Consider the following 13,363-nt stretch of genomic DNA (forward strand, 5'->3'; position numbering starts at 1 on the left):
AAGGAAGATCCGTGATACCGGTTTCGTTTGCGCAGCAGCGGCTGTGGCTGATCGACCAGATCGAGGGCCGGAGCCCGCTGTACAACCTGCCGTTCGCCGTACGGCTGCGCGGCGAACTGGACGTCCCCGCGCTCCGGGCGGCGGTGGCCGACGTCGTGGAACGGCACGAGACGCTGCGGACGGTGTTCCCGGTCGTCGGCGACGTCCCGGTGCAGCAGGTTCTGCCCGTCGCCGAGGCGGAGTTCGGCTTCGAGCTGGTCGACTGCGGCCCGGCCGACTACCCCGCGCGGCGGGACGCGGCAGCGGCCACCACCTTCGACCTGTCGACCGAACTACCCATCCGGGTAACGGTGTTCACCCTCGCCCCGGGGGAGCACGTGCTGCTGGTGGTGCTGCACCACATCGCCGGGGACGGCTGGTCGCTCGGCCCCTTCCTGCGCGACCTCGCCACCGCCTACACGGCGCGGCACGCGGGCGGCGGGCCCGGCTGGGAGCCGCTGCCGGTGCAGTACGCGGACTACGCGCTCTGGCAGCGCGAGCTGCTCGGCGAGGAGGGGGATCCGGAAAGCCTGCTCGCCCGCCAACTGGCGCACTGGCGCGACGCTCTGGCCGGGCTGCCGGAGGAGCTCGACCTGCCCGCCGACCGGCCGCGGCCGGCCACCCCCAGCGGCGCCGCCGACGGACTGGAGTTCCGGCTCGACGCCGGCCTGCACGCCGCCCTGCTGGACCTGGCCCGGGCCCACCGCGCGACCCTCTTCATGGTGCTGCAGGCCGGCTTGGCCGCCCTGCTGTCCCGGCTCGGCGCCGGCACCGACGTGCCGATCGGCTCCGGCGTCGCCGGCCGTCCGGACGAGGCGCTGGACGACCTGGTGGGGTTCTTCGTCAACACGCTGGTGCTGCGCACGGACACCTCCGGTGACCCGGATTTCACCGAACTGCTGGCCCGCGTACGGGAGACCCAGCTGGACGCGCACGCCCACCAGGACGTGCCGTTCGAGCGCCTGGTGGAGGAGCTGAACCCCGTCCGATCACTGGCCCGGCACCCGCTCTTCCAGGTGCTGCTGGTCCTCCAGAACAACGAACCGGCCCGGCTCGGCCTGCCCGGCCTGGAGGCCACCCCCGAACCGATCGGCATGCGGGTCGCGAAGTTCGACCTGAACATCGGCATGGAGGAGACCTTCGGCCCGGACGGCGCCCCCGCCGGCATCACCGGCTCGATCGAGTACGCGGTGGATCTGTTCGACCGGTCGACGGTGGCTTCGGTCGCGGAGCGGTTGGGGCGGTTGTTGGCGGCGGTGGCTGCTGATCCTTCGGTGCCGGTGGGTCGGGTCGAGTTGTTGGGCTCGCGGGAGCGGGAGTTGGTGCTGGAGGGGTGGAACGACACGGCGGCGCCGGTGGTGGTGGGTTCGTTGCCGGGGTTGTTCGAGGCCTGTGTCGCGCGGGAGCCGGATGCGGTGGCGTTGGTGGCGGACGGGCTGGAGTTGTCGTACGGGGAGTTGAATGCGCGGGCGAACCGCCTGGCGCATCGGCTGATCGCGCTGGGGGTGGGGGCGGAGTCGCCGGTGGCGATGTTGTTGGAGCGGTCGGCGGAGGTGGTGGTCGCGACGCTGGCGGTGTTGAAGGCGGGTGGTTTCTACGTGCCGATGCACGCGAGTCTGCCGGCGGAGCGGATGGCGGGGGTGCTGGCGGACACGGGTGCCCGGGTGCTGTTGACCGACCGTGCCGAGCTGGGTTTCGAGCACGGTGCGACGGTGCTCCGCCCGGGTGAGGAACTGCCGGGTGAGGAACTGCCGGACGTCGAGACGGATCCGGCGGTGGCAATCGATCCCGACCAGCTGGCGTACGTGATGTTCACCTCGGGCTCGACCGGGGTCCCCAAGGGCGTGGCCGTCCGGCACCGCGACGTGGTCGACCTGGCCGCCGACCGCCGCTGGCAGGACGGTGCGCACCACCGCATCCTGCTGCACTCGCCGCACGCCTTCGACGCGGCCACCTACGAGTTGTGGGTGCCCCTGCTCGCCGGCGGCACCGTGGTCGTCGCCCCGCCCGGCGGCCTGGACGCGCCGGCGCTGCGGACGGTCGTCGCCCGCCACGGGGTGACCGCCCTGTTCATCACCAAGGCCCTGTTCGACCTGGTGGCCGAGGAGGACCCGGCGGCCTTCGCCGGCCTGCGGACGGTCTCCACCGGCGGCGAGGCCGCCTCCGGCGTCCTGATGCGCCGGGTCCTCGACGCCTGCCCGGACCTGCTGCTCGCCCACGTCTACGGCCCGACCGAGGCGACCACCTTCGCCACCCACCAGGCCCTGTCCGCGACCGAACTCGCCGCCGTCCGGGTGCCGATCGGCACCCCGCTGGACAACATGCGCAGCTATGTCCTGGACGAGCGGCTGCGGCCGGTGCCGCCCGGGGTCGCGGGGGAGCTGTACATCGCCGGCGCCGGCCTGGCCCGCGGCTACTGGAACCGGCCGGCGCTGACCGCCGAGCGGTTCGTGGCCTGCCCGTTCGTCCCGGGCGAGCGCATGTACCGGACGGGCGACCTGGTCCGCCAACGGGACGGTGGCGCCCTGGAGTTCCAGGGCCGGGCGGACGCCCAGGTCAAGCTGCGGGGCTTCCGGATCGAACTGACCGAGATCGAGGCGGTGCTCAGCCGCCACGAGGACGTCCGCCAGGTGATCGTGATCGCCCGCGAGGACCGGCCCGGTGACACCAGGCTGGTCGCCTACTGCGCAGCCGGCGGCGAACCCGGAGCTCTGGCGGCCGAGTTGCGGGGGCGCGCGGCCGACGCGCTGCCCGCCTACATGGTCCCCGCCGCCGTCGTGGTGCTGGACGCCCTGCCGCTGAACGCCAACGGCAAGGTCGACCGCCGGGCGCTGCCCGTTCCCGAGCAGGGCCGGCCTGCCGCCGGCCGGGCGCCGCGCGACCCCCGTGAGGAGATCCTCTGCGGCCTGTTCGCCGAGGTGCTCGGCCTCGACGAGGTGACCATCGACGAGGACTTCTTCGACCTCGGCGGCCACTCCCTGCTGGCCACCCGCCTGGTCAGCCGGGCACGCACCGCCCTCGGGGTGGAGCTGGGCATCGCCGACCTGTTCCAGGCCCCGACCGTGGCCGGCCTGGGCGAGCGGCTCTCCGGCGGCGCGACCCGGCCCGCCCTGCGCCCCCGGCCCCGGCCGGCCCACCTGCCGCCGTCCTACGCGCAGCAACGCCTCTGGTTCATCGGACAGGTCGAGGGCCCCAGCCCCACCTACAACGTCACGCTCGCCCTGCGGCTGCGCGGCCCGCTCGACCGGTCGGCGCTGGCCGCGGCGCTCGCGGACGTGGTGGACCGCCACGAGTCCCTGCGCACGGTCTTCCGCGCGAGCGACGGCGTGCCCGGGCAGGAGATCCTCCCCGGCCCGGCCGGCCCCCTGCTCACCGTCACCGGCGCCCCCCTCGACGAGCTGGCCGGCCACACCTTCGACCTGGCCACCGACCTGCCGATGCACGCGTACCTGCGGCCGGAAGGCCCGGACGAGCACGTGCTGCTGCTGGTCATGCACCACATCGCCAGCGACGGCTGGTCGATGGGCCCGCTGTTCCAGGACCTGGCCCGCGCCTACCGGGCCCGCTGCGACGGCGCCGCCCCCGGCTGGCGGCCGCTTGCCGTCCAGTACGCCGACTACACGCTGTGGCAGCAGGAGCTGCTCGGCTCCGAGCAGGACGGCGGCAGCCTGCTGGCCGGCCAACTGGCCTTCTGGAAGGACGCCCTGGCCGGACTGCCGGAGGAGCTGGCCCTGCCGCTGGACCGACCGCGTCCGCCGGTCGCCGGCCACCGCGGCGACGTGGTGCCGGTCGAGCTGGAACCCGGCCTGCACCGGCGGCTGGTGGAGCTGGCGGCCGCCAACGGCGTCACCGTGTTCATGCTGCTCCAGGGCGCACTGGCCACCCTGCTGCACCGGTTCGGCGCCGGGGAGGACATCCCGATCGGGGCGCCGGTGGCCGGCCGGATGGACGAGGCCCTGGACGAGCTGGTCGGGTTCTTCGCCAACACCCTGGTCCTGCGGGTGGACCTCGCCGGCCGTCCGAGCTTCGAGGAGGTGCTGCACCGGGTCCGGGCCACCAACCTGGCGGCGTACGCGCACCAGGACGTGCCGTTCGAGCGGCTGGTGGAGGAGCTGAACCCCGTCCGCTCGCTGGCCCGGCACCCGCTCTTCCAGGTGATGCTGGCCTTCAACAACACGGCCGAGGCGAACCTGGAGTTCCCCGGCGTCAAGGCCGAGTTCGAGCCCGTCGGCGCGGGCAGCGCCACCTTCGACCTGACCCTCAACCTGGTCGAGCGCCGGGGTGCGGACGGGACGCCGGCCGGGCTCGGCGGCGCCTTCGAGTACGCCACCGACCTGTTCGACCGGGAGACCGCGGAGCGGTTGGCGGCCGGGCTGGTCCGGCTGCTGGAGCAGGTGGCCGACGCCCCGGCGGCACCGGTCGGGGCGATCGACGTCCTCTCGGCCCGTGACCGGCTCGCCCTGGCGGGCTGGAACGCGACCGCCGCAGCCCCGGCGCCCGCGCTGTACACCGAGGTGTTCGAGGCGCAGGTGGCCCGGACTCCGGACGAGGTGGCGCTGGTCTGCGGCGAAGACCGTTTGACCTATGCGGAGTTGAACGCCCGGGCGAACCGGGTGGCGCGGGGGCTGGTGGCGGCCGGCGTCGGCCCGGAGGACGTGGTGGCGCTGGCGCTGACGCGTTCCGCCGACGCGGTGACCGGACTGCTCGGGGTGCTGAAGGCGGGGGCGGCGTACCTGCCGCTGGACGCGGAGTACCCGGAGGAGCGGATCGCCCACATGCTCGGTGACGCCAGGCCGGCGCTGGCGCTGACGCACCGGGCCTGGTCCTCGGACCTGGCGGGTGTGCGGGCCGTGCTGATCGACGATTCGGCCTGGCAGCGGCATGCGGGGGAGAACCTGGGCCCGCGGGCGGGGGCGGGGAACGCCGCGTACGTGATCTACACCTCCGGCTCCACCGGCCGGCCCAAGGGCGTGGTCGTCGACCACGGCAACCTGGCCAACCTGCTCGCCTTCCACCGCGCCGAGACCGTCGCGGCCACCGAACGCGCCCACCAGGGCGAGCGGTTCCGGGTGGCGCTGACCGCCTCGCTCTCCTTCGACACCTCGCTGGAGGGGTTCCTCTGGCTGGCCTCCGGCCATGAGCTGCACCTGCTCGGCGAGGACGTCCGGCGGGACGCCACGGCGGTGTCGCGCTACGTCGCCGAGGCGGAGATCGACGTCCTGGACCTCACCCCCACCTACGCCGAGCAGCTGATCGAGGAGGGCCTGCTGGCAGGCCGGCGGCCGGCGCTGCTGATGCTCGGCGGGGAGGCCGCGGGGCAGGCCCTGTGGAACACCCTGCGCGCCACGGAGGGCACCCTCTCCTACAACATCTACGGGCCCACCGAGTGCACTGTGGACGCGCTGTTCGCCCGGCTGGCGGACGGTGAGCGGCCGGTGATCGGCGCCCCGGTGGCGAACACCACGGTCCACGTGCTGGACGAGCGGCTCAGCCCCGTACCGCCGGGCGTGGCGGGGGAGCTGTACCTCGCGGGCGCCGGCCTGGGCCGGGGCTACCTGAACCGGACGGCACTGACCGCCGAGCGGTTCGTGGCCTGCCCGTTCGCCCCGGGCGAGCGGATGTACCGGACGGGTGACCTGGCCCGGTGGCGTACGGACGGTCAGGTGGAGTACCTGGGCCGTACCGACCAGCAGGTGAAGATCCGCGGCTTCCGGATCGAACTCGGCGAGGTCGAAGCCGCCCTCGGTGCGCACCCGCGGGTGCTGCAGGCCGCCGCCGTCGCCCGGACGGACGCCCCGGGCGGGAGCCGGCTGGTGGCCTACGTGGTCGCCGAGCCCGGACTGGAGGCGGCCGAGCTGCGGGCCTTCGCCGGTGCCTCGCTGCCCGCGTACATGGTGCCCGCGGCGGTGGTGCTGCTGGACGCGCTGCCGCTCACCGTCAACGGGAAGCTCGACCGGACCGCCCTGCCGGAGCCGGAGTACCTGGCTGTCGCCGCGGGGCGGGCGGCGCGGACGCCGCGGGAGGAGATCCTCTGCGGGCTGTTCGCGGAGGTCTTGGGGCTGGAGTCGGTGGGGATCGACGACGGGTTCTTCGACCTGGGTGGTCACTCCCTGCTGGCGACGAAGCTGCTCAGCCGGGTGCGTTCGGTGCTGGGGGTGGAGCTGGGCATCCGGGCGGTGTTCGAGCACCCGACGGTGGCCGGCCTGTCCCGGCAGCTGGACAGCGGCGGGAGCGCCCGGCCGGGTCTGGTGCCGGCGGCCCGGCCCGAGGTGGTGCCGCTGTCCTTCGCGCAGCAGCGCCTGTGGCTGATCGACCGGATGGAGGGGCCCGGGCCGCTGTACAACGTGCCGGTGGCGCTGCGGCTGCACGGCGATGTGGACCTGGCGGCCTTGGAGGCGGCGCTGGCGGACGTGGTGGAGCGGCACGAGAGCCTGCGGACGGTGGTGGTGGAGGCGGACGGCGAGCCGTGCCAGCTGGTGCTGCCGGCCGAGGCGGCCAGGCCGGTCCTGGAGGTCGTGGACTGCCGTACGGGTGACCCGGTCGAAGCGCTGGCCGAGTTCGCGTGGCGTCCGTTCGATCTGGCCGGTGATCTGCCGGTCCGTGCGGCGGCGCTGCGGATCGGCGCGCAGGAGCACCTGCTGGTGCTGGTGCTGCACCACATCGCCAGTGACGGCTGGTCGATGGGCCCGTTGATGCGGGACCTGGCCGAGGCGTACACGGCGCGGACGGCCGGGGACCGCCCTGACTGGCAGCCGTTGCCGGTGCAGTACGCGGACTACGCGCTCTGGCAGCGCGAGCTGCTGGGCACCGAGGACGCGGCCGGCACCACCTTGCTGGAGCGGCAGATCGCGTTCTGGCGCGAGTCCCTCACCGGGCTGCCGGAGGAGCTGGAGCTGCCGACGGACCGTCCCCGGCAGGCGGTGACGGATCACCTGGGCGACCGGGTGGTGCTGCCGCTGGGGGCGGAGCTGCACCGGGAGCTGCTGGAGGTGGCGCGGGCGCACCGGGTGACGCTCTTCATGGTGTTGCAGGCCGGCCTGGCCGCCCTGTTGTCGCGGCTCGGCGCGGGGACGGACGTGCCGATCGGTTCGGTGGTGGCGGGTCGTTCCGACGAGGCGCTGGACGAGTTGGTGGGGTTCTTCGTCAACACGCTGGTGCTGCGGACGGACACCTCCGGCGACCCGAGCTTCGCCGAACTGCTGGCCCGCGTCCGGGAGGTGGACCTGGCGGCGTACGCGCACCAGGACGTGCCGTTCGAGCGGCTGGTGGAGGAGCTGAACCCCGTCCGCTCGCTGGCCCGGCACCCGCTCTTCCAGGTGATGCTGATCCTGCAGAACAACGAATCCTCGGAGCTGGGCCTGGGCGCCCTGGAGGTGGCGGCCGAGCCGATCGGGATGCGGGCCGCCAAGTTCGACCTGAACGTGATCCTGGAGGAGTCGTTCACCCCCGACGGCCGGCCGGCCGGGCTGGACTGCGCGATCGACTACGCGGTCGACCTGTTCGACCGGGGGACGGTCGAGTCCGTCGCCGGGCGACTGGGCCGGCTGCTGGCGGCCGTCGCCGCCGACCCGCAGATCCGTGTCGGTCGGATCGAGCTGCTGGGCGAGGAGGAGCGCGGCCGGATCCTCGGTGAGTGGAACGCCACCTCACGCGCCGTCCCCCCTGCCCTGGTGTCGGAGGTGTTCGAGGCGCAGGCGGCCCGGACTCCGGACGAGGTGGCGCTCGTCTGCGGCGAAGACCGTTTGACCTATGCGGAGTTGAACGCCCGGGCGAACCGGGTGGCGCGGGGGCTGGTGGCGGCCGGCGTCGGCCCGGAGGACGTGGTGGCGCTGGCGCTGACGCGTTCCGCCGACGCGGTGACCGGACTGCTCGGGGTGCTGAAGGCGGGGGCGGCGTACCTGCCGCTGGACGCGGAGTACCCGGCGGAGCGGATCGCCCACATGCTCGGTGACGCCAGGCCGGCGCTGGCGCTGACGCACCGGGCCTGGTCCTCGGACCTGGCGGGTGTGCGGGCCGTGCTGATCGACGATTCGGCCTGGCAGCGGCATACGGGGGAGAACCTGGGCCCGCGGGCGGGGGCGGGGAACGCCGCGTACGTGATCTACACCTCCGGCTCCACCGGCCGGCCCAAGGGCGTGGTCGTCGACCACCGGAGCATCGCGAATCTGCTCGCCTTCCACCGTACGGAAACCATCGGGGCCGCCGAACTGGCCCACCCGGCGGGCAGGTTCCGGGCCGCGCTGACCGCCTCGCTCTGCTTCGACGCCTCCTGGGACGGGCTGCTCTGGATGGTGGCCGGCCACGAACTCCATCTGATCGACGACGAGGTCCGCCGTGACGCGTCGGCGCTGGTCCGGTACGTCCGCGACGCCCGGGTCGACGCCTTGGAGGTCACCCCGACCTATGCCGAGCAGCTGATCGAGGAGGGTCTGCTGGCAGACCGGCCGCCGGCCGTGCTGGCGCTGGGCGGCGAGGCCGTCCGGCCCTCCCTCTGGAGCGAGCTCCGGGCGGCGCAGGCCACGGCCGGGCACAACCTGTACGGGCCCACCGAGTGCACGGTGGACGCGCTGTTCGCCCGGCTGGCGGACGGTGAGCGGCCGGTGATCGGCTCCCCGGTGGCGAACTCCCGGGCGTACGTGCTGGACGAGCGGCTCAGCCCCGTACCGCCGGGTGTGGCGGGGGAGCTGTACCTGGCGGGTGCCGGCCTGGGCCGGGGCTACCTGAACCGGACGGCGTTGACGGCGGAGCGGTTCGTGGCCTGCCCGTTCGCGCCGGGTGAGCGGATGTACCGGACGGGTGACCTGGCCCGGTGGCGTACGGACGGCCAGGTGGAGTACCTGGGCCGTACCGACGACCAGGTGAAGATCCGCGGCTTCCGGATCGAACTCGGCGAGGTCGAAGCGGTGCTCGCCCGGCACCCCGAGGTCCGGCAGGTCACGGTGACCGCCAGGGAGGACCGGGCCGGGGACCGCCGGCTGGTCGCGTACTGCGCGGTGACGGCCGCAGGCCCCTCCCTGGCAACGGAGTTGCGCCGCTTCGCGGCCGATGCGCTGCCCGCGTACATGGTGCCCTCGGCGGTGGTGGCGCTGGACGCGCTGCCGCTGAACGCCAGCGGCAAGGTGGACCACCGGGCCCTGCCGGAGCCGGACTACACGGTCTTCTCCACCGGGCGGGCGGCGCGGACGCCGCGGGAGGAGATCCTCTGCGGGCTGTTCGCGGAGGTGCTGGGGCTGGAGTCGGTGGGGATCGACGACGGGTTCTTCGACCTGGGTGGTCACTCCCTGCTGGCGACGAAGCTGCTCAGCCGGGTGCGGTCGGTGCTGGGCGCCGAGTTGGGCATCCGGGCGGTGTTCGAGCACCCGACGGTGGCCGGCCTCTCCCGGCAGCTGGAGTCGGCCGAGGGGACGCGTACCGCGCCCGCCGCCCGGCCCCGGCCCGAGGTGGTGCCGCTCTCCTTCGCGCAGCAGCGCCTGTGGCTGATCGACCGGATGGAGGGCCCCGGGCCGCTGTACAACGTGCCGGTGGCGCTGCGGCTGCACGGCGATGTGGACCTGGCGGCCTTGGAGGCGGCGCTGGCCGACGTGGTGGAGCGGCACGAGAGCCTGCGGACGGTGGTGGTGGAGGCGGACGGCGAGCCGTGCCAGCTGGTGCTGCCGGCCGAGGCGGCCAGGCCGGTCCTGGACGTCGTGGACTGCCGCGCGTCCGGGGCCGGTGCCGCGGCGGAGGAGTTCGCCGACCGGCCCTTCGACCTGGCCGGTGATCTGCCGGTCCGTGCGGCGGCGCTGCGGATCGGCGCGCAGGAGCACCTGCTGGTGCTGGTGCTGCACCACATCGCCAGTGACGGCTGGTCGATGGGCCCGTTGATGCGGGACCTGGCCGAGGCGTACACGGCGCGGACGGCCGGGGACCGCCCTGACTGGCAGCCGTTGCCGGTGCAGTACGCGGACTACGCGCTCTGGCAGCGCGAGCTGCTGGGCACCGAGGACGACCCCGCGAGCATCCTCTCGCGTCAACTGGCCCACTGGCGGGAGTCACTGGCCGATCTCCCGGCGGAGCTGGCGCTCCCCACGGACCGGCCCCGGCCGGCCGCCACCGAGCATGGGGGCGACCGGGTGGTGCTGCCGCTGGGGGCGGAGCTGCACCGGGAGCTGCTGGAGGTGGCGCGGGCGCACCGGGTGACGCTCTTCATGGTGCTGCAGGCTGGGGTCGCGGCTCTGCTGTCGCGGCTCGGCGCGGGGACGGATGTCCCGATCGGGTCGGTGGTGGCGGGTCGTTCCGACGAGGCGCTGGACGAGCTGGTGGGGTTCTTCGTCAACACGCTGGTGCTGCGGACGGACACCTCCGGCGACCCGAGCTTCGCCGAACTGCTGGCCCGCGTCCGGGAGGTGGACCTGGCGGCCTACGCGCACCAGGACGTGCCGTTCGAGCGGCTGGTGGAGGAGCTGAACCCCGTCCGCTCGCTGACCCGGCACCCGCTCTTCCAGGTGATGCTGGTGCTGGAGGGCGCCGGGGACACCCCGTTCGACCTGGCCGGCCTGCGGGTCTCGGCCGAGCCGGTCGGGGCGAGCGCGGCCAAGTTCGACCTGAACTTCGGCATGACGGAGTCCTTCGACCAGGACGGGAACCCGGCGGGTCTGGAGTGCGCCGTCGAGTACGCGGTGGATCTGTTCGACCGGTCGACGGTGGCTTCGGTCGCGGAGCGGTTGGGGCGGTTGTTGGCGGCGGTGGCTGCTGATCCTTCGGTGCCGGTGGGTCGGGTCGAGTTGTTGGGCTCGCGGGAGCGGGAGTTGGTGCTGGAGGGGTGGAACGACACGGCGGCGCCGGTGGTGGTGGGTTCGTTGCCGGGGTTGTTCGAGGCCTGTGTCGCGCGGGAGCCGGATGCGGTGGCGCTGGTGGCGGACGGGGTTGAGCTGTCGTACCGGGAGTTGAACGTCCGGGCGAACCGGTTGGCGCATCGTCTGATCGATCTGGGGATCACCGCGGAGTCGCCGGTGGCGATGGTGCTGGAGCGGTCCGCCGAGGTGGTGGTCGCCACGCTGGCCATCGTGAAGGCGGGCGGTTTCTATGTGCCGATGCACGCGAGTCTCCCGCCGGAGCGGATGGCGGGGGTGCTGGCGGACACGGGTGCCGGGGTGCTGCTGACCGACCGTGCCGAGCTGGGCTTCGAGCACGACGCGATGGTGGTCCGGCCCGGGGACGAACTGCCCGACGACGACACCGATCCGTCGGTGGCGGTGCACCCGGACCAGCTGGCGTACGTGATGTTCACCTCGGGCTCGACCGGGGTCCCCAAGGGCGTGGCCGTCCGGCACCGCGACGTGGTCGATCTGGCCGCCGACCGCCGCTTCCGGCACGCCGGGCCACCGGACCGGATGCTGCTGCACTCGCCGCACGCCTTCGACGCGGCCACCTACGAGTTGTGGGTGCCCCTGCTCGCCGGCGGCACCGTGGTCGTCGCCCCGCCGGGAGACCTCTCACCGTCCGTCCTGCGGGAGGTGCTCGCACGGCACTCCGTCACCACGCTGTTCCTGACCAAGGGACTCTTCGACGTCGTGGCCGAGGAGGACCCGGCGGCGCTCGCCGGACTGCGGACGGTGGGCACCGGCGGGGACACCGCCTCGGCGGCGATGGTGCGGCGGATCGCCGACGCCGCGCCCGGCGTCACCCTGCTGAACCTCTACGGGCCCACCGAGATCACCACCGCCGCCACCTGCCACACCCTGCTCGGCAGCACGTCGGCCGGCGGCCCGGTGCCGATCGGCACCCCGCTGGACAACACCCGGGTGCACGTCCTGGACGAGCACCTGCAGCCGGTGCCGCCCGGGGTCCCGGGGGAGCTCTACATCGCCGGCGCCGGCCTGGCCCGCGGCTACTGGAACCGGCCGGCACTGACCGCCGAGCGGTTCGTGGCCTGCCCGTTCGCCCCGGGCGAGCGGATGTACCGGACGGGCGACCTGGTCAGGTGGCGCTCCGGCGGGGTGCTGGACTACCTGGGCCGGGCCGACGACCAGGTCAAGATCCGCGGCTTCCGGATCGAACTCGGCGAGATCGAGGCGGTGCTGGCCCGGCACCCGGACGTCCGGCAGGCGCTGGTCGTCGCCCGGGAGGACCGGCCCGGCGACCGGCGACTCGTCGCCTACTGCACGGCCGCGGCGCAGGCCGGCCCGCTGGAGGAGGAGCTGACCCGCTGGGCGGCGCGCCGGCTGCCCGGGTACATGGTGCCCTCGGCCGTCCTGCTGCTCGACGCGCTGCCGCTGAACGCCAACGGCAAGGTCGACCACCGGGTTCTGCCGGCACCGGAGTTGGCGGCGCCGAGGCCGGGGCGCGGCCCGCGCACCCCGCAGGAGCGCATCCTGCGCGACCTCTTCACGGAGGTGCTCGGCCTCGACGAGTCCGCGGCGGGGGCGCGACCGGTCGGGATCGACGACAACTTCTTCGAGCTCGGCGGGCATTCGCTGCTGGCGACCAAGCTGCTCAGCCGGGTCCGGACGGCGCTCGGCGCCGACCTCGGGATGCGGGCGGTGTTCGAGGCCCCGACGGTGGCCGGGCTGGCCGCCCGGCTGACCACCGGGGAGGCCCCGGACGCGCTCGACGTGCTGCTGCCGCTGCGCTCCGGGGGCGACCGGCCGCCGCTGTTCTGCGTCCATCCGGCGGCGGGGATCAGCTGGGTGTACTCGGGTCTGCTCCGTCACCTGGACGCCGCCCACCCGGTCTACGGGCTGCAGGCCCGTGGCCTGCGCGGGGCCGCGCCGGCGAGCGTGGCGGAGATCGCGGAGGACTACCTCGGCCGGCTCCGGTCCGTCCGACCCGAGGGCCCCTACCACCTGTTGGGCTGGTCCTTCGGGGCCGTGGTGGCGCACGCGGTGGCGGTCCGGCTGCAGGAGGAGGGCGAACGGGTGGCCCTGCTGGCCCTGCTGGACGGGGCACCGGGCCGGCCCGAGGAACCCGCCGCGGGCCCGGTCGGGGAGCCGGCCGACACCCTGGCCGAGCTGCTGGTCTCGCTCGGGTACGACCCGGCCGACCCGCGCGGCCTCGGCGACCTGGAGGCGATGCTCGGCGAGGCCGCCCGCGTCCTGCCCGACGTCTTCGCCGGCAACGAGAAGATGATGCGCGAGCACGTCCCCGGGCGCTTCGAGGGGGACGCGGTGTTCTTCGGCGCCACCCTCGACAAGCCCGCCGACTGGCCGTACGAGGAGGCCTGGCGCCCCTACGTGGGCGGCCGGATCGAAGCGTACCGACTTGCCTGTGAACACGGCGCGATGACGCAGCCGGGTCCGATCGCACGGATCGGTTCCGTGCTGGCCGAGAAGTTTGGGGAGTAGAG

Annotated in this window: 1 protein-coding gene; it reads left to right on the forward strand. The window is 74.1% G+C overall.

Annotated features, from left to right (window positions below; translation table 11 throughout):
* Nucleotides 1-11: 11 nt before the first annotated feature.
* Nucleotides 12-13,361 carry a non-ribosomal peptide synthetase gene (locus J2S46_RS38695; RefSeq protein WP_307352627.1) on the forward strand — a complete coding sequence of 4,450 codons (13,350 nt, stop codon included), beginning with the start codon at nucleotides 12-14 and terminating at the stop codon, nucleotides 13,359-13,361.
* Nucleotides 13,362-13,363: the final 2 nt, after the last annotated feature.

The organism is Kitasatospora herbaricolor (assembly GCF_030813695.1).
GTDB classification, from domain to species: domain Bacteria; phylum Actinomycetota; class Actinomycetes; order Streptomycetales; family Streptomycetaceae; genus Kitasatospora; species Kitasatospora herbaricolor.